Origin of the sequence: Mesorhizobium sp. LNHC209A00 (genome assembly GCF_000502915.1) — a bacterium.
GTDB lineage: Bacteria > Pseudomonadota > Alphaproteobacteria > Rhizobiales > Rhizobiaceae > Mesorhizobium.
Window position 1 is genome coordinate 21,479 of the sequence record NZ_AYWT01000021.1, and the last position, 18,160, is coordinate 39,638.

Consider the following 18,160-nt stretch of genomic DNA (forward strand, 5'->3'; position numbering starts at 1 on the left):
CATGTTCGACTGGAACAGAAGCTGCTCCTACGACGAGCAGCAGAAGAGACGTTTTCACACGACCGCCCGTTCACGGCTAAAGAAGCTCGCGGCCGAGCTTGCACTGCCGCCCGGCAGCTTTGACCTGCGCTCGAACAAGGCGGGCATAGCCATTTCCGGCGAAGTCACCCTGCACCATGACCGGGCGTTTATCCAGGTCAGCCAGTTCGGGCTTTCCCCGGGCCACGGCATCCTGATCCGCACCTGCAAGGGCCGCAAGGACTATACCGGCGGAGCCAATCACTTCGTCGCACTCGGCATGCTCGACGACATTCCGGCCCTTGCTGCGGCCGTCCGCGCCATCACTGGGGTTGGTCGAGACGCTTCGCGTTCCTCCGAGCGACGCGCCGCCTGAACCCTGCAAACCCATCATCGCCGGTGCACGCGCCGGCAGAGGCTCGACCGGTCGCCAGTCACAACACACCAAGCAGTTGCCATGGCGCGGCGATGCCGCGCGTGGCCGAGCTGCGTTCAGGAGAACACCATGACCGCACATCCACCCTTCAGGAAGGTGCTCGATGGCGTTGCCACCCGCGAGCAGATGTTCCAGCTGTTCAATCGACACAAAGACAACCCAGACCTCGATGCGCTATCCGGCACGCCGTATTCAGGTGAGTGGTTCGAGATCGAGGCCGCCTTGTACCACTTCATGCTCGGACTGCTGCCGCCGCTGTTCCAGAGGACCGGCCTGTTCGGCATGTCGGAGTATAAGGCCGGCAACGTCACCAGTGTATTTTTCGCGATCAGGATCCGAGGGCGCGAGCGCTGGTATCACGGCTTCTGCGATCTCACGGATCGGCAGTCGCCAGACAAGATGCGCGCCGCCATCATCGCCCACGAGACGGGCGCGACCGACACCATGACCCGTGAGGAAAAGCTCGAGGCCATCTGGAACATGACCCCTGTCGAGCTCAGGGGGACCGCCCGCAACGCAGACCCCGAGACCGGGTGGGCCGAACATCGCGGCAAACGCACGATTCTCGTTAACGCCGGAAGGCATGATGCTGCCTTCAAGCTGCTCGATGACCTATCGGATCTCGAGATCGACGAGTGCCTGTCCAAAGTCCGATTGCGTCGGAGCTGATGAAGGAAGACGACGATGGGCATCTATAAGAACCGCGCTTCGGCGGCGAAGCCTCTCCATCATGGTGACCGACTTTCGTTCAATGGATGCACCCGCGCACGGCCCATGCGAGACCGTATGGCCAACTGCCCCGAGGATATAAGCATCCGGCCCTCAGGAAAATTCGGGTCAGCGCCTGCCACGCGGGAAGTATCCGGCATTGCGTAAAGCGCCGATGAACAGGCTGACCGGGCCGGCGATACTCGTCCTGGCCTGCGTTGCGAGCGGCAGCGCGTTCCAGTCCTCCAACGGAGCGATAAAGCTGGAGAAAGGGCCATTGACCATGCAATGGCTTGTCAACAAGCCTTGCTTATCCAGCACCAGAACGCCTGTCTGATTGCTTGGATACCGGATGGCGGCGACGCGCTGAAGTTCCATGTCGCCATCGATGCGCAAATTGAAAAGCAGTACGCCGTGGCTTCTGTGGGCGATTTCCGCGACTTTTTCCGTGAAAGGGATAGAAAGCGCACGAACGCTGTCGACCGCCATCCCGAAAACAAGCGCGTCCAGCTCATCCGCCGCCATGAGAAGATTAGTTCCCGAGAAAATTTGGATTGCAATCGCTCCAGCCGGATTGTGCACAGTCATCGCACGCCGCCGGCTAGACGCCTGAGCACGGCGTGTGTGGATGCAGCTCTGAAGATCACTCCATCACCTCTCAGCAAGTCTGCTTGTCCCCAGTTGATTGAGCCGGTTGCCCAAGACCCCATGACACACCGCTTGCTCGTTGCGGGGCTTCTCCGATAAAGCACGGCGAGAGCGATAAGATGCCCTCGCGTCGTATACTCGCTAACACGAACAGCGACTTGGCTTGCCAGCCATGCTTACATCAAGGAACAGACTATGAAGCGCCAGATCCGGCCTTTCATCGTGGAGGTGAAACAGAGGCGCGGCAGCCAAAAGCCAAGCCATTCGATCTGGGGCGATCTTGACCTGTCCAAAATTGCCACCGAGATGACGCAGCCGGCTCATGCTGCTCAGCTTCCAAATTCGGAGGTGATTGACTTCAGTATAAGACCTCTTGATGCTGAAGAAGGGGAAACACCACTAGCGGAGTATATAATGGCCGATTTTCAGGACGCTCAAACTGTTCAGACGACGGTGGCGCCAGCCAAAGTGGAAGCGCCTCAATCCAAGGAGAAAGCTCCGCGAGCAAAGAAAGCGAAGGCAGATCTCACCAAGCCGGCCCGCAAGGACGGGGCGAGACCAGTGCCCCAGGCCGCGGAAGCTCCCGTGGCAGCGAAGACCGCCCGCAAGACATATTCCGACAAGGAACGCGCCCAGAAGCTTGCCCAGATCGAGAAATCGATCGCTGGCGGCGCGACCAGCAAGATTGCGGTCGGCCAGGCCGGCATATCGGAGCAGACCTATTATTATTGGAAGAGGGCTGCGGCACCGTCTTCAGACAGCGGCGACCTTCGCGATCTTGTGGCGCTCGAAGAAGAAAACAAGCGCCTCAAGAGCCTGCTTGCCGACCGTCTGCGCAAGGAAAATGCCGAGCTCAAGAAGAAGCTGGGCCTCGCCTAAGGCATCGTGAGCATCGCTGGAAATCGGCACGACGCTCAAAGCGGTAGCGGCGGCATGTCGCCATCGCCGACCCGCCACACCCAGGAGCCGATCTCAGGTCGCGCGGCGATCATTTCATCGAGCGCGGCTTCGTAGTTCTCGTCCGCACCGGTAGGGACGACAAAGAGTGCTATTGGCTCGTCCCTGTTCTGAAGCAACGCATTGGCGATCGGCTGGTCGGATTGCAGGTCATAGCGCAACCCCTTCACGCTCTTCTCGCGAAGGCGGGCGAGCCCATCGACGAGCCTCTTNCGAGCCTCTTCTCCGGGACCGTCTCGTAGGGAATCCAGTTCTCGGACACCACCATCAACGCGATCTCCTCGACAATGGCGAGGCCGGCCGGGTTCAGCCCGAATGTCGCGATCGCCACGAGATGTGAAGTCGAATCCGCTTCCCACAGCGACAATTCCCTTTCGAAGCGGGCCTGCAAACGCCGGTGCAATGCATCGTCGATGATGAAGGGAAACCCGGGCAAATGCCTGATGACAAGTTTCTGACCGGATCGGGCGGGAACGATCTCCTTGACCTCGCCGACCAGCACCAGCAGTTTTCGTGGGCCGGATTTCGGCGGAAGTGCTGTAGCAAGAACCGCGTTGCGACGCTGTTCTATCGCTTGCCTGTTTTCGGCCCGAAACGGCTCGGGCACGCACAGGATATCGGCGAGCGGCCCGCCCCTCACCATCATTTGCCCGGCCGCCTCAAGAAGGTGCCAGCGGACATTCCACCAATGTCGCTTGCCGGCCCATCTGGATGTCCAGACCGTCAATTCGGCCTCGTGCCAGAGATAGTGAAGAAGGCCACGCAGTGACATCCTGCTTGGATCTGCGCTTACGCTGGCGGAGTTTTGGCCAGCAGGCACGGACGCCGTCCGGCTCCCCGTCCTTGACAGGCTGAAATCGAGTTTCAAAGCCGCCATGCCGCTTTGCGGATCGACCTGGATCGCACTGCCCATCAAGGCGCCGAGCCCAGACAGTTCGTGAGGGGGCTCGTAGGAATCGCAGGAAGAATCGTGCCCGCCGCCGCTGAGCGGCATGCGCTTGATAAGGTAGAGGTCGCCGATGCGGGCGACATACATAGGGCAGCCTGGCTCATGGCACAGGCATGATGGACGCTCCTTGCGGGCATAGGCGTTCGCCAGCGCCGCCTGCAGGTCAGGCGCTCCCTCCTCGTAGACCTCACTGCCAATTCTGAACCGTCGCATCCCCTCCACAGCTCCAGGTCGCCGCCGCATCCCTGTCCGCGCATTCAAGCCATGGCTTTGCGCGGAGCGCAACCCGTTTTGAGGCATCGGCCTAGAGGCAGAGGGGCGCCGGGAGGAGTGTGGCCCGGCTGGCGCGGAGAGAGTGCCGGCGCGTGGGCCCTCCCCCTCTCGCGAAGGACATTTCCATGAACATCGTTACGACCACACCGGCCGCTCCCAGAACGGCCTCTCACCTAGTCGCGCAGTCACCCGCCGGCCGCGACAAAGCTCAGGCGGTCTATCAGGCGGGAATGCTGCTTCTGCCTTTCCTCGAACAGGGCAAGCCTGTCACCACAGCCCTGCGCACGGCCATGACGACAAGTTTCGGCGGCACGGATGCGCAAGGCTTCTGGACCTGGAAGGACGTCTATGAGGTGCTCGAAGCCGCCCACGTGCTGTTTCTGCGCCATTTCGGACCGGCGATGCTGTCGCGATCGACCACGCCGCAGGCGACGCTGGCGATGATGAAGCGGGTCGCCGACCTTCTTCCCGCCCATACGCGACGGTCAGACGAGAGCCAGGCCATGCAGCAGTTCTCCACGCCGCTGCCGCTCGCCTTCGTCACGGCGCAAGCCGCGGCAATGGCATGTTCAGACCTCGTCCTCGAACCCTCGGCCGGCACCGGCCTGCTCGCCGTCCATGCCGAGACCGCGCGGGCCTCGCTCGCGCTCAACGAGCTTGCCGCGACACGGGCCGATCTCCTCGGCCTGCTGTTCCCGCGTGTTCCCGTCTGCCGGCACGACGCGGCCCATATCGACGATCATCTCGATGCGGCCATTCGGCCGTCCGTTGTGTTGATGAATCCACCCTTCACCGTCGGCGCCTATGTCGACGGCCATGTCGCCACCAGCACCTTCCACATCGTGACCGGCCTCCTTTTGCCGATCTGGCGGCGGCTGCCTGACGATGATTGCCAGGTTTATCGGATCCAGACCGATGCCGGCGAACCCATCATCGGCCGTCATATCGCGCCGACGCTCGTGGCGACCTTGTTGCGCAATCTGGGCATCGACCATGTTGCAACCTTGTCGGCCGATGAGGCCTGGGCCGGTCTGCTCGAGGGACGCATCGGGCTGCAACTTGCTGACAGGCTGCTCCTCCGTCGCAGCCGCGTCATGAACGACTACCGTGTCGAGCTGATCGGCTTCACCGATGCCATGATTCCCCGGCTGAAGGCGCTTGGGCTGATATCCGAGATCATCTCGTGGAAGCTCAGGCTATTCATCCCGACGGCCGCGCAAGGGTCCGTCATCCTCGCCGCGCTCTTCGAACGCCATACGCTGGTCGGCGTCACCGACCGTGCGGCCGCGGCTTGAGGGGAGGCGATCATGACCGGCTCGGCTTCCGAGCTGGCACGCCGCCTTGGCGACCATGCCGAGGCGGTCTGCCGCGAATATCTCTCCAATGGCCGGCGCATCGGCAACTACTGGATCGTCGGCGACGTGCGCAATGCAAGCGGCCGCTCCATGCATGTCCGCTTGAAGGACAATGGCAGGGGGCCAGCCGGAAAATGGGTGGACGAGGCCAGCACCGAGCACGGTGACCTGCTCGACGTCATCCGCGAAAGCTGTGGCCTTGTTGATTTCCGTGAAGTCGCCGATGAAGCACGTCGCTTCCTATCCATGCCGCTGCCACCGCACCATCCCCCTGGCGCGCAGCGCAAACCCGGCGCGGCACGCGGCTCTCCCGAGGCCGCGCGTCGCTTGTTCACAATATCTCAGCCGATCGCTGGTACCCTTGCCGAACGCTATCTCGCCGGCCGCAGCATCCTTCTGTCCACATATGAGCGCGCCCTGCGCTTCCATCCCGCCTGCTATTACCGGGATCTCGTGACTGGCGAGACGCAGACCCTGCCCGCGCTGATCGCGGCGGTTACCGGCCTCGACGGGCGTCTCACCGGCCTGCAACGCACCTGGCTCCATCCTTCGGGCAACGGCAAGGCGCAGCTCGCCGATCCCCGCCGCTCGCTCGGGCATCTTCTTGGCAACGGTATCTGGCTTGGCCTCCAGCCCGGAACGCCTGTTCCGGTCATGGCTGCCGGCGAGGGGTTCGAGACAATGGCCTCGCTCCGGACGGTGATGCCGGACCTGCCGGTGGCAGCCGCCACCTCGGCCAATCACCTCGCCGGCCTGATCTTCCCGCTTGGCTGCCGTCGCCTCTACATCGCGGCCGACGCTGACGCCGCCGGCCGGCATGGCATCGAGCGTCTCAGCCAGCGCGCAGGCGAGGCTGGGATCCTCGCGCTGGCGTTGCGGCCGCGGCTCGGCGACTTCAACGACGATCTGCGCAATCTCGGCCCGACCCGTCTCGCGGCATGGCTCAGCGATCAGCTCGCCCCGGAGGATGCCGGTCTCTTGCCTCCGCACGGATGAGCGGCCCAAACCGGCAATAAGGCCGGCAGGCGGGGTCGACGTCCGGAAAGGCTGCAGGCATGGTGGCGGTCCGCCGGAGAGGCCGCGCCCGCGGCCTGCCCGAGAGGCGACCCCTGCCACTCCCCCGTCACGGCCGCAACGGCTGCGCCGTCCTCCGCTCGCGCTCCGGCCTTCGGTGCGGCCNGGGGCGCGGCCGGGATGCGCTGTCAGGCCGCGATAGGCGCGGCCAAAGCCGACGGAGACACGCCATGATCAACGAGCTTCCTTTCGACGACGCCCACGAACCCTACCACGCCTCCTCGCCGACGGACCGCGTCATCCTCGAGCTGCAGATGTACGGGCATCGCCCGCATGAGGACGAGCCCGATCCCCGCCCGCTGCCCGACGACGGGGTGATCCGGGCCGGCCTCGCCGGGATCGTCGAGACCTTCGCCGGCATGCTCGGCGACACCAGGCTCGAACCCGACCTCGATGACCTCCTCTGGTCCTTCACCAATCTCTTCCACCGTGCCGCCGAGCGCGTTGCCCGCACCCTCGACCGCAACGAGGAGGCCCAGCGCTCGAGTCAGGGCGAACAGGACGGTTCCGAGGTGAAGTCGGTCGAGCTGGAACGGCTGACCGCGGAAGGCATCAGCTATATCGAGCGCCGCAACGTGCTGGAAATCATGCGCGACGAGGCCGCCGACCTCTACGAGGCGGAAACCGGGTCGGCATGGCGGCCGCGCACCGGCTCCAAGGTCAGCCATCAGGCGATGACCGCCTCGGTGATCGACTCCCGCGACTTCCTCGCCGCACGCCGCCGCGCTGAAACCGAGGTGCTGGTTCCGGCCGGCACCAAGATCGCTTTCGCCGGCGGCCTCGACTGCAACGAGCACGACCGAATATGGGATGCACTCGACAAGGCCCGCGAGAAGCACCCCGACATGGTGCTCCTCCATGGCGGCAGCCCACGCGGGGCCGAGCGCATCGCCGCCTGCTGGGCCGAAAATCGCAAGGTCACGCAGATCGCCTTCAAGCCGGACTGGAATCGGCACGCCAAGGCGGCGCCCTTCCGACGCAACGATCAGCTGCTCTCGGTGGTGCCGTACGGCTTGATCGTCTTTCCCGGCTCCGGCATCACCGAGAACCTCGCCGACAAGGCTCGTCGCCTCGGCATCCCCGTGTGGCGGTTCACGGAGGACGGCGCGTGAGCGCCGTTTTTTTGCAATGCGAAAATCTGGATATTATGGAGATTGACGAAGGAGCGCGGCCATGCGTCATTTCATGACAAGCGATCTCAACAAGCAGGTTGGCGACGTCACCGACGTTGCCAGCCGCGAACCCGTCATCCTCACCAAACACCGGAAACCCTGGTTCGTGTTGATGAGTTACGAGCACTACGAACGGATGCGCACCGGTGGCGATCCCCGCCGCGCATATCCAGTCTCCGAGATGCCGGAGGAACACCAGGAACTCTTCACCGCGGAGATCGACCGACTGGCGCGCGGCGAGGGATACGATAATGAGCGCTAGATTCCTGCCCGGTCAGGTCGTCTCCTACCCGTATCTTTGGGCATGGCAACACGAGCGCGGCGAAACGGAAGGCCGCAAGAGCCGGCCGACCTGTGTGGTCGTCGCTGTCCGCGGCGCAAGAGACGGCCTGACCCATCTGGCGCTCCTGGCGATAACAACCCAGCCACCGACCGCTGATCGGGTCGGTTTGGAAGTCTCCGCCATCGAGTGCCGCCGCGCCGGTCTGACCGATCTCAAACGCTGCTGGGTCGTGGTTGACGAATACAATTACGATATTGCCGAACGCTCCCGGTACATCGAAGCCGGCGGGAAGTTGCTCAATAGCCGCGCCGTTGTGGTTCAGGCGAGCCTTACATCGCCTCGCCAAGTTGAGGAGCTACTGATCGCGAGCAGCCGCGCGCCAATTTGGTATCGATCCGGTGAAAGAGCCAATCCGTGCCCGCAAAGCCCTTCGAGTCATCTCCAACGGGCGCTCTGGCTTATGCACAAAGGCTATAAGAGCTTTTCTAGATCCAGCTGCCTAGATAGGCGTGGCTTCTTCGATGTAAAAATGGGCAACCTTCTTGTGGTTACGCAGAGCCTCAGGTCGGTAAGGTCCGAATCCGGCGCACTGCGGGACATCGGCGAACTCAAAGCGGGCGTCGACGGTGGGATGGACTACAGCTTCCGGATTGATATCCCGGAGTTTCACCTTGTAACCCAGCCTGGCGGTCAACCAGGACAGCCAGGTAGGCGTTCGGCTCGCAATTGTGTCCTTCATGCCTGCCACCTCACAATGCTGGAGACCATCGGCGGAAGGGAAGAGGTGCAGCGCCGTACCAGTTTCCATCGATCGTTCGAATCTCTCCCCGTTGACCACGATCGGGCCCACGACAAGTCCACCCGGGATGGCAGTCGCTTCTTCGATCATCCAAAGAAGCGCTATGTCGGACAAACGCGATTCGGCCTCGGGGTAGCTTCCGCCAACGTCCGAGTGATTGCCGGCAAACCACCACTGTTTGAGGACCTCATGGCCATCAATTGTGGTGGGCGCAGCCACGGTCGATCCCCAGCCGACTCTCCCGAAATCCTCGCGCGTTTCGTCGATCGCATTTGCCGATCGCGCAAAGTTGACGAACCGGCTGAGAAGGCGGTCGAAGTTGTCCCCCTTCCACTCCGCGATATGGCTGTGCACGTCACCCGGGTTGGGGAAATTCTTGATGGTTTTGCGCACGGACCCGCGCTGCTTGTGGTGGAGCACTGCCATGCCTACAGCTGCCCCGGCGACTACAATCGTCCAGAAGGTTCCCCAGAACGAAATCCAGAAACTGGCGATTGCCGCAATAACCAGTGCGGGAACGAACGCCACCACTGCGCCGAGACCGAACACACCGGCGTAAAGGCCGATCTGGATTATGGCGCGCCGCATTCCCTTTGCGCCCAGTGCCGCCACCGTATCGAACGCACCGATGAAATGAGGCGCTGCATTTGAGCGGTTTACCTCTCCGGTCTCATGATGCGAGCCATACTTTTCCCGAAATCGGCGCGCGAGTTCGAGCCGTTCATCCTCAAAGTCTTTCCGAGGATGCCCAGCGCCATGTTCGAGAACGGTGCGCACGGCTTCCTCTGAAATGTCACGCGTCGCCTTCCTGAACCGCGGAAGACGGTCATCTCCCATGCGGCTCGGTACGCCGCAAAGCATAAGAAGGTTCGCAACCGCTCTGGCGGTGTACGCGCCTCTGCTAAAGCCAAAAAGGAAGATGCGATCTCCCGGTTGATAGTGATTGATGATGAATTCGTAGCAATCAGCAATGTTCGTGGTGATGCCAGTGCCAGAAACGGATGCAAGCAGCTTCTGTACCCGCCGGACGACGTCGGTCATGCCGGTCGCAGTCGTTTCAGTGCCCAGTCCCGGGTCGTAGAATGAAACCTGGGCTTTTGGGTTGATGGGGCTTTCCGGGCCAACACGAGATGCCCGATAGAGCTTGTAGACATTGCTCATCCGTTGCTCCGCGCGAACTCCGCCGTCCTGTCCGGTCCCGTCGGAGAACACGACAATGTTTTTGCTCATTTCAAAAATACCCTTTGAGTATTTAGGTCACGTAAGCTCGGACTTGGTCGCCGGTCACGTTGTGTCTATTGTTGGAGTTTCTGCTGCAAAATCAGGAAGTCGAGATCCCTTAGGAGCCTCTCCTTTGAGCCCTCGTCCACCGGTGGTGGCGGTGGCGGGACGACCGTCCTGGGCTTCTGACCTTCCGGAAGCTTGGTTGCGCGCTTTGGCCGCTCGGCCTCTTTCTTTGGTGTTTTGGCGGGCTTGGGGGCAAAGGTGATGATGATCTTGTTCGTATCCGTCCACGAGCCTTTCCATCCAAACCCAAGGCTACCTTGCGCGGTGTCAAAGGGAATCTTGACGATTTTTACGCTGGCTTCGCCCTTCTGAACGAGTTTGAAACTCAGGGTATACGCAACCGATTCCGGCTTGGTCCGCGTCTCCGCATAGGCATCCTGCAACTGGGCCAGCCAACTGGCGATACCAAGGTCCCCCACCAGGCGGATGCCATGCGACCTGCGTGCTTCAACGGCATCGTGGTTGCAGTCAATTTGATCCCTTTTGCCAAGGCCGATCGTGAACTTGTAGCCGACCTGCCGGTCGGCGGTGCCTGTTACGTCCGTGGAAAGAGCCAATGTAGCGGTTTGTGGAATGTAGGGCACATCGTTGCCGGCGGCTCCATTCCCACCGCCTTCGGCAATCACGTTCAAAGAGAGGTCGACACCAGCGTTCCACTCTTCTTTCTCGGTCAGGAATGATGCCGGCCCGACGCCTGTCTTCGTGTTGCCGTCTCGCCCTTCCTGTAGCTCGCACCGGATATTGTCCACAATGTCCGAAATACGCAGCAGTCCGATGTCGGTTTGAAGCTTGGGAACACTTCCACACCCTGAAACGGCCAAGCAAATTCCAATTGATCCCCTAACGAAAAGTTTCATGATCTGTCCCCACCTTTCCCGCTTCGCAAATAATGCATCCCGTATTGGCAAAAACAAAACGAGATTTTCATAAGGAATGGACTGTCAACAAGTTTTCGAGGCTCAGAGGGCTACTACTTTTCGGGTATCTGCACGGTTTTCCCCACACTTGGTCAAGCGAAGAGAAGAGCGGATGCGAAACCTACGGGGCGACAACCTATCCGTGGACCACGGACCGTCTTTTCCAAGGCAGATCTATAGGAGAGCAGGTAGCGCGATGGCCGAGGCGCCCGGCAGCCTAGCACCTACCGTCGATTATGTTCCCAAGGATGCCGCCGACATTCCGCATTTCTCTGTATAAGCGCCCTTGTAATCAGGCGCTTGAAGTCGCACTTGACAACAAAACTTTGCGACGGAAAGCGTTTGTAGTAGTTTTCAAGGAGCCGAGGGGCGGGGAAACCACATGCCAGACTATTTTGAGATCGATTTTCTTGGGGTAGAGACCAAGAAAAGCGGCGACGCCATTGCGCTGCGCTACGAGAAAGATGGTACGAATTATATCCACGTCGTCGACGGCGGTTACGCGACGACCGGGGAGACCCTCTGCGATCATATTGTCACGCATTATGGTAATCCTGCGTTCATTGACCATGTCGTGGCCACCCACAACGATGGTGACCATGCACGCGGCTTGATTGCTGTTCTTGAGCATTTTGAGGTCGGCGTCCTTTGGATGCTCCGGCCATGGCTGTACGCGGACGAGCTTATTGGGCGGTTCGAAACCTACACGAGCGTCGACCGTTTGCGGTCCACCTTGCGGTCAGCCTATGCCAACTTGGCCGCCCTTGAGGATATCGCGCTCAAAAAGGGCATTGAAATCCGCGAACCTTTCCAAGGCGCGTGGATCGGCGCGTTCCATGTCATGGCTCCCACCCGGGCACGGTTCCTCGATCTGATCGTCACGTCAAACAAGACGCCGGAGGCCAGGGTCGAGGAGGTCACCGGCGGCGGGATTTTCACTACCCTGCTCGAGAAGGCAATCACGGCCGTGGCTCTCATCAGGGTCGCATGGGGCGCCGAAGCGTTCCCAGCAGAGGATACAAGCAACGAAAACGAGATGAGCGTGGTGCAGTTTGCTGAAATGTGCGGCGAGAAGATTCTCCTAACGGCCGACACCGGCCGCGACGGTTTGGCGGAAGTGATTGATTACGCTCCTGCCGCAGGACTTTCGCTCCCCGGCATCAATCGCTTTCAGGTTCCGCATCACGGTGGGCGCCGTAACCTGACTACTGACTTACTAGATAGAATTTTGGGCCCACGCCTCGATAATCCTCCTGCCCAAGGCCACTTCACAGCCATCATCAGTTCGGCAAAGGAAGATGAAGATCATCCGCGAAAGGTCGTGATGCGCGCCGTGATTCATCGCGGCGCCAACCTGCATATGACCGAGGGGCGGGATATTCGATCGTCATCCGCTGGTGCGCCTGTCAGGAGCGGATGGAGCGCTCTGACGCCTGTTACCTATCCTGACGAGTACGAGGAATAGCAATGGCAATTCCTCTGACAACTGATATCGCGCAGATGTTCGACGGCTACGGCAGGCAGGCCCGATTGTTTCCGGGACTGTTGACGATCTTTCCGCCTTTGCTGGCAGTGATGGCCTGGTTCCCCTGGCTAATCGTGTCGAGTGTCGCGGCGACATTGCTCACGATTGCCACGTCGTGCGGACTGCTCTACGCGCTCGGGTCTTGGGCCAGAACTAAGGGACGCCGGATCGAGCCTGGGCTGCGCAGACGGTGGGGCGGCTGGCCGACGACAATCCTCCTTCGCCATACCAGCGAGCTCGATCTGCACACCCGTCAGCGCTACCATGCGTTTCTGGGCGGGGCGGTGCCAGACCTGCCGGCTTTCCCGACCGCTGAGCAGGAGGCTGCGGACCCTGCCGCTGCCAATGCCGTTTACGATTCCGCCGTGATCTGGCTCAAGGAGCGAGCGAGGGGCAAGGAATTCGCAATGGTGAACCGCGAAAATGCGCAGTACGGCTTTCGCCGCAACCTGCGCGGTCTCAAGCCGATCGGCATCACCGCATGTGTCATCACCTTGCTGGCTTCGGCAGGAGCCATCATTTATAGCAACCCCGGCGTCATTGACCTCATCCAGGCGCACGCGTGGCGGGCCGCGATCGCGGTCCTGACACCGCTGGGTCCGGCGGTGCTGTCTGCCATGGTCGTGAACGCGTTTGCGATACTGATCTGGGTCTTCGTGGTCTCGAACCGCTGGGTGTATGAAGCTGGAATCCAGTACGCCACGGCCTTGCTCGCGACCTGTGACAAAGTCCAGCTGCAGCAAACGCCTGCTGCTCGCAATGCGGCGATTACGGGCAACTAACCCAATGGACCTCAGGATTTTCGATGTCGAGCACGGACAGTGCTCGCATATCGTCACCAGCACCAACAGGCACGTCCTAATTGATGCAGGCCACAACTCGACCACCAACTGGCGGCCGTCGACCTATCTGCCGCGCCGGGGCATTTCTTACATCGACAACCTCATCATTTCGAATTTCGACGAAGACCATGCGAGCGACCTGCACAATCTGGTGGACACCGTCAGCGTAGGAACCTTGACGAAAAATCCCTCGGTGTCGCCGCAGAACCTCCGGCGCCTGAAGGGCATCGGCGGGATAGGCCGCGGCATTGATGCCCTTGCGGATATGATGGCCAGATATACCAGACCGATTAGCAGCGATGTCGACTATGGCGACTTCAATATCCAATGCTTTTGGAACCGCTATCCGACGGATTTCGAGGACGAGAACAACCTCAGCCTCGTCTCTATCATCGAGAGCCATGGCATCAAGATTTGCTTTCCGGGTGATATGGAGGTTGCTGGGTGGGACTGTCTGTTGGCTCGCGAGGGTTTCCGCGCTGCCATGGGCAAGGTCGACATCCTCGTTGCATCGCATCATGGCCGGCGCAACGGGTGCAGCGAGCGTCTCTTCGACGAGACCGGTCTCAAACCCTATTTCGTTGTCATATCCGACTCAGGTCTGGAATACGCCTCTCAAGACACAGTGAGCTGGTACAGGCATCGATGTCGGGGGTTCGAACTTAACGGAGAACGCCGACGCGTCCTCAGCACGCGCAAGGATGGCCGGGTCCGGATCCAGACGAGCCCGCAAGGGGCCGTGGTCGACGTCTTTTGACCTACACCTTGGCGATGAGCGCGGCGCCGAGCCTTTCCACGAGGTCGCCGAACTGGAGTACTCCCGTGTCGCGGACCACAAGGCGCTGCCCGACCTGATAGCTGGCGTCGCCGCTTCGCTGAACATAGTCACTGTCGACCATACCTGCTGATGGGCCAGAAGATGCCGCTGCTGGAAGAATATCCGCAACCGGCTAAGGTCAGCCGTTCCCAGCATATCAGCGTAAGATTCCTTGACGATCGGCTCCCACAGGTCAGAACCGGCGTCGAGGCTCTGGAAGGCATTGCGGCGGGCTGCCGCACCTGTTTTGGCTTCATAGAGTTGCTCGCAAAGTCGCTGGAACGACGTAACCGTGTCCTGCATAGCCTTCTCCAGCAAGGTCCGCGTCATGATCTCCGCGGCGTCGACGTCGAGCGTTTGGCGAAGCGTGGGTCCGAGATTGGCCGCCGTCCGAATGGCCGCCAAGGTTTGCGTGAAGGTGTGGGTCGCCGAGTTCTTGCCGCAGCTGGGGCAGAAATATGCCGCGCCGATATACGAATAGCGGCAGTTGCAGCCTTCGCAGGATGTTTTGAGCTGCATGGGTTTGGCGGCCGCCAAAGGGACCAGCAAGCTGTCATGGCCGCCTTTCACCTCTAGAGTTATCCGGATGAATGAGTTGCGGTTCTGGCGGCGCTTGGAGGCATCGGCGTCCGCACGCATCGCCGCGTTGATACCGCTTTTCAATTTGTTGAGCGCGTATTCCTTGGCTTGTTCAACTTGCTCGGTCGTATACCAGGACTTCGCGGGTGCGGCATGACGGCACGATGGACAAAACACTTCCTCGTCGCGAACGATATCCCGCCAGTCGTCGCTATGGATCTTGAACGAGAACATGCATTCCGTAGCAGGGCATTCGCGGTCGTAATACCCGTCTGCGTCCGACTCGATCGGGACACTTATCGAGGTCGTTCTCGAAAGCCGTTCAAGTTCGCGCTGCAAATTTTCAAACATGCTTCCCTCCAGTCTTGAACATAGCATGAACACCAAAACTTGGAAGCTCGTGGTCATTTGAGCAAATGGCACCCTAGCCGGGGGCGGTATGGTCTGGGACGGCGCATCACCCGGTACGGACGTCAACGTGCTTCGGCTCGCCATCGCGAACAAGCCGTGCCTCATTTAAGATCTGGCCAGGGGCCGGATGGCGACGACGTACAATGTGGAGGACTGGTGCGCCATGCTTCGCCATGCTGGTTCGGACATTCGCCGCCAAGCCGAAGCGCGCATGATGCCGGAGGAGCGTCTAACGTTGCCAGGATGATAGCTGCCGATAGCCCGGCGGGTTCAATCCGATATCTCGATCCGGCTTCGCGCCGCCTAATCCACTTGTATGAGCGGACGGAGCCGGCCCCTTTCGAAAGCGGTCCACGCGCAGGGCCGCGGGGCGTTGTGCGGATGATCATCTTGACGCTTCTCGCCTCCGAAGCGGGTGCAAGCGTGCCTAACAACACCCTAGCTTGCCCCTCATCCAGCCTGACTGCCCGGTGTCGTCCCGGAGGGGCGTGAAGTTCGCTGCCAGTCGGCTCCGATCTCAAAACCGCTGTGCTGTCATACCGAACATGCCCAGGCGGTTTACGCGCCGGGCTGCTGTTCGATGTGTTGGCGATGCCGACGACATGACCCGAGAGGCTGCAGCACGTTCCGGCGATCCGGCAGCGTTGCGTCGGCTGTCTAGCGATGGCGGCCTGAGTTCTTCTGCTTCGGTTGCATCCGGGGCCATTCCCGTTTCATGTCGCCTTTGTAGACGACCGCCTGCTTTGTGCGGTCAACCCCCGTTGGGGGTACACTCGGCGAATATTCAGGAAAATTCGATTTCTGTTTTTTGTCTGCGGGCAGGCGAAGGGCCTGCCCGCTATTTTTCCGCAAATAGAATTTTCCAGAATTTTCGCCGCGATGACCGCAGCAGGACGGTCCTCTCCTTTGGCGCCATCGGGAATGGTCCCGATGCAACCGAAGGAGAACTACCATGGCCACCACGATCGCAAACCTCACCACCAAGGCCGACGGCTCGATGGAAGGCGTCTTTGCCACGCTCCGGGTCAACGCCCCGATCACCCTGATCCCGAACACCAACAAGTCGCGCGAGGACGCCCCCGACTACCGGATCGTCAACAAGCGCACGGGCTTCGAGATCGGAGCCGGCTGGCACCGCATCTCCCAGCGTTCGGGCGAGGAATACCTCTCGGTCAAGCTGGAAGCCCCCGAGATCGGCGTCATCTTCGGCAATCTCGCTCCCGCCCCCGGCGGCGAGGAAAACAAGAAGGTCATCCTCTGGAACAACCCCCAGTGAGGCATCGGCGGCCGGCCCCGCAAGGGGCCGGCTCCCCACCGGTAAAGGAGGTTGCAATGAGCCGCTACACCATCACTGTTACTGGCACCGTCACCGGACAGGTCCGCTCGGATCCAGACGCCGTCATCGGCTACGACCCGCCACTTTGGACCTACTTCCTGCAAGCGTTCCCGCACGAAGAAACCGACGAGCCGAGCCTTTGGCTCGGCACCCGCGATCGCGCGTTCGAAACGCTTGAGGATCTTCACCGCGCAGCCATCGCACACGGCTATGACTTCACGCCGTTGTCGCCCAAACTGGCCGCAAAGCTCGTCGACGACAAAGCGGCAGGGAGCGGGCGTTCGGTGCAAGACACAATCCTCGGCCAGGTGCTGAAACACCTCAACCAACCTAAGTAGGCAAACACATTTCAGGGCCCGCGACGGAGTGTTCCGTCGGGGGCCCTTTTTTTGTGCGTCGGAAAGAGCCACGAACATCACCCTTGCGGCATCCGACAGCGAGTGCAAACCGCCGATTATTCCTTCGGCAGTTTGTGCCTATGAATGCGGATATAATCCTGGACAGCCTTTCGCAGCAGTTCGGTCATGCTGTNATTCCTTCGGCAGTTTGTGCCTATGAATGCGGATATAATCCTGGACAGCCTTTCGCAGCAGTTCGGTCATGCTGTGCCCGTTGCTGATCGCCAGCAACTTGAACTGCCGCTGCTCCGCAGCCGTCAGGTAGTAGCCGCAGCGGATCATCTCCTCCTCGCGTATCTTCTTTCCGGCGATGGGGTCCTTTTTCTGACCCTGCCGCAGCAGCTTGCGGAAATCGGGCCCGACTGCCAGGGACGGCTTTGTCGGTTCCTGCATCTGTGGCGCAGCTTGCATCCCTGACGGCTCGGCCTTCGATGGGATGAACATACTCGGCAGTACGGGCGGCTGCGTGGAGATCGCCTTCATCATGCGGGCCTTCTTGTCGTCACCAGGTTTCGGTGCGGTTTCTTCACTCATGCCGCGTTCCTTGTGGCTTCGATGAAGGTTTGCAGAAGGTCGTCGAAGACCCCTTCGCTCTCGGCAATCGCCTTCGTGTCAGGCACCTCGGGGCTGTAAAGTGTCTGTCCGGTCTGGAGATCACGATAGGCAACTCGATTGTGCAGGACGTGTTCCGCAATGGGCGTGCCGTTGGCCTGGATGATGGCGCGCAGTTCGGTCAGGGCTCGCGCCCTGCCATCGATGATGGTCTGCTTGGTCAGCACGAATATCGCAGGCAGCGGTCTACCGCGGCTCTCGACCGCCAGCGGAATGTAGTGGTCGGTGATCTGGATAGCGGCGGTCACATCATCGAGGGCAAAGTAGACCGGCACGACGACAATGTCGGCGGCGAAGAGCCCGGCCATGAGGTTATCGTTTGTGGTGCCTTCCGTATCGATCAAGACGACCGAGCGTTCCGCGTTGTGAGTGGCTGCCGCGCGAAGGATTTCCTGCGGCGTCATCGCGCTCACCATCTGGAGCCTATCAGGACGATTGCCAGCTTCGCCCAGCATCTGGAACCAGCGGTTCATGTTCTGCCGCCGGTCGCCGTCGATAAGAGTCACCGAATAGCCCCGATGCAGCGCGACGGATGCGAGGGTGCGCAGCATCGTCGATTTGCCAGTGCCGCCCTTTGGGATCGCAGCGGAGATGATCATGGGGGCCTCCTTCCGGCGTTGTTTCCATGTTTCCATGTCAACATGGAAACATGGACACATGAAACGAAATCACGGTCGAAACATGGTGGCATTGTCGACGGGGAAGGCTGGTTTGGCAACCCAGGCGCGCATCGATAGGGGTTCACTCAGGGGGCGGTTTTTGCG

Annotated in this window: 16 protein-coding genes and 2 pseudogenes; 12 read left to right on the plus strand and 6 right to left on the minus strand. The window is 60.8% G+C overall.

The window, feature by feature from the left end:
- Position 1 precedes the first annotated feature (1 nt).
- Positions 2-394, plus strand: coding sequence for a hypothetical protein (locus tag X739_RS139250; RefSeq protein WP_051410647.1), 393 nt, complete (start codon positions 2-4; stop codon positions 392-394).
- A gap of 129 nt (positions 395-523) precedes the next feature.
- Positions 524-1,123, plus strand: coding sequence for a DUF1419 domain-containing protein (locus tag X739_RS139245; RefSeq protein ID WP_023796097.1), 600 nt, complete (start codon positions 524-526; stop codon positions 1,121-1,123).
- 168 nt (positions 1,124-1,291) lie between these two features.
- Here X739_RS139245 and X739_RS139240 read toward each other — a convergent pair whose 3' ends face one another.
- Positions 1,292-1,750, minus strand: a complete 459-nt coding sequence (locus X739_RS139240; protein ID WP_084056519.1) for a hypothetical protein — start codon at positions 1,748-1,750, stop codon at positions 1,292-1,294.
- Between the two features lie 255 nt (positions 1,751-2,005).
- Here X739_RS139240 and X739_RS0135725 point away from each other — a divergent pair, with 255 nt between their 5' ends.
- On the plus strand, positions 2,006-2,689 hold the full coding sequence (locus X739_RS0135725; protein WP_023796099.1) for a transposase: 684 nt from the start codon (positions 2,006-2,008) through the stop codon (positions 2,687-2,689).
- A 35-nt stretch (positions 2,690-2,724) separates the two neighbouring features.
- Here the strand turns inward: X739_RS0135725 and X739_RS01000000166670 are convergent.
- A pseudogene (locus tag X739_RS01000000166670) lies at positions 2,725-3,929 on the minus strand (DUF1173 domain-containing protein).
- A 185-nt stretch (positions 3,930-4,114) separates the two neighbouring features.
- Here X739_RS01000000166670 and X739_RS139235 point away from each other — a divergent pair.
- The 5 genes and pseudogenes from X739_RS139235 to X739_RS1000000170835 all read left to right on the plus strand — a co-directional run.
- Positions 4,115-5,284: a hypothetical protein gene (locus X739_RS139235; protein ID WP_156940001.1), complete on the plus strand. Its 1,170-nt coding sequence runs from the start codon at positions 4,115-4,117 to the stop codon at positions 5,282-5,284.
- 12 nt (positions 5,285-5,296) lie between these two features.
- Positions 5,297-6,340, plus strand: a complete 1,044-nt coding sequence (locus tag X739_RS139230) for a toprim domain-containing protein (protein ID WP_023796103.1) — start codon at positions 5,297-5,299, stop codon at positions 6,338-6,340.
- A 248-nt stretch (positions 6,341-6,588) separates the two neighbouring features.
- A complete protein-coding gene (locus X739_RS139225; protein WP_023796104.1) occupies positions 6,589-7,530 on the plus strand; it encodes a DUF2493 domain-containing protein in 942 nt (313 codons plus the stop codon).
- A 61-nt stretch (positions 7,531-7,591) separates the two neighbouring features.
- Positions 7,592-7,852, plus strand: a complete 261-nt coding sequence (locus tag X739_RS139220; RefSeq protein WP_023796105.1) for a type II toxin-antitoxin system prevent-host-death family antitoxin — start codon at positions 7,592-7,594, stop codon at positions 7,850-7,852.
- Positions 7,842-8,159: pseudogene (locus X739_RS1000000170835) on the plus strand (hypothetical protein); the annotation flags it as partial. The gene X739_RS139220 and the pseudogene X739_RS1000000170835, both read left to right, overlap by 11 nt.
- Positions 8,160-8,372: 213 nt before the next feature.
- Here the strand turns inward: X739_RS1000000170835 and X739_RS139215 are convergent.
- Positions 8,373-9,902, minus strand: a complete 1,530-nt coding sequence (locus X739_RS139215) for a DUF2235 domain-containing protein (RefSeq protein WP_023796106.1) — start codon at positions 9,900-9,902, stop codon at positions 8,373-8,375.
- Between the two features lie 65 nt (positions 9,903-9,967).
- A complete protein-coding gene (locus X739_RS139210) occupies positions 9,968-10,816 on the minus strand; it encodes a hypothetical protein (RefSeq protein WP_023796107.1) in 849 nt (282 codons plus the stop codon).
- Positions 10,817-11,258: 442 nt separating this feature from the next.
- Here X739_RS139210 and X739_RS139205 point away from each other — a divergent pair, with 442 nt between their 5' ends.
- Together X739_RS139205 and X739_RS139200 are read left to right on the plus strand one after the other, a co-directional pair.
- Entirely contained in the window at positions 11,259-12,341 is a 1,083-nt protein-coding gene (locus tag X739_RS139205; protein WP_023796108.1) for a hypothetical protein, read from the plus strand.
- 2 nt (positions 12,342-12,343) lie between these two features.
- A complete protein-coding gene (locus X739_RS139200; RefSeq protein ID WP_023796109.1) occupies positions 12,344-13,183 on the plus strand; it encodes a hypothetical protein in 840 nt (279 codons plus the stop codon).
- Positions 13,184-13,838: 655 nt separating this feature from the next.
- Here X739_RS139200 and X739_RS01000000166675 read toward each other — a convergent pair.
- The gene (locus X739_RS01000000166675) at positions 13,839-14,990 is read right to left on the minus strand and encodes a hypothetical protein (protein ID WP_245273958.1); all 1,152 of its coding nucleotides are present in this window, start codon (positions 14,988-14,990) and stop codon (positions 13,839-13,841) included.
- 1,012 nt (positions 14,991-16,002) lie between these two features.
- Between X739_RS01000000166675 and X739_RS139190 the strand changes: the two genes are divergently transcribed.
- Positions 16,003-16,326, plus strand: a complete 324-nt coding sequence (locus tag X739_RS139190) for a DUF736 family protein (protein WP_006205585.1) — start codon at positions 16,003-16,005, stop codon at positions 16,324-16,326.
- Between the two features lie 56 nt (positions 16,327-16,382).
- Positions 16,383-16,724 carry a hypothetical protein gene (locus tag X739_RS139185; protein WP_023796112.1) on the plus strand — a complete coding sequence of 114 codons (342 nt, stop codon included), beginning with the start codon at positions 16,383-16,385 and terminating at the stop codon, positions 16,722-16,724.
- Positions 16,725-17,314: 590 nt separating this feature from the next.
- Here X739_RS139185 and X739_RS139175 read toward each other — a convergent pair.
- Positions 17,315-17,995: a ParA family protein gene (locus X739_RS139175; protein ID WP_023796114.1), complete on the minus strand. Its 681-nt coding sequence runs from the start codon at positions 17,993-17,995 to the stop codon at positions 17,315-17,317.
- Positions 17,996-18,160: the final 165 nt, after the last annotated feature.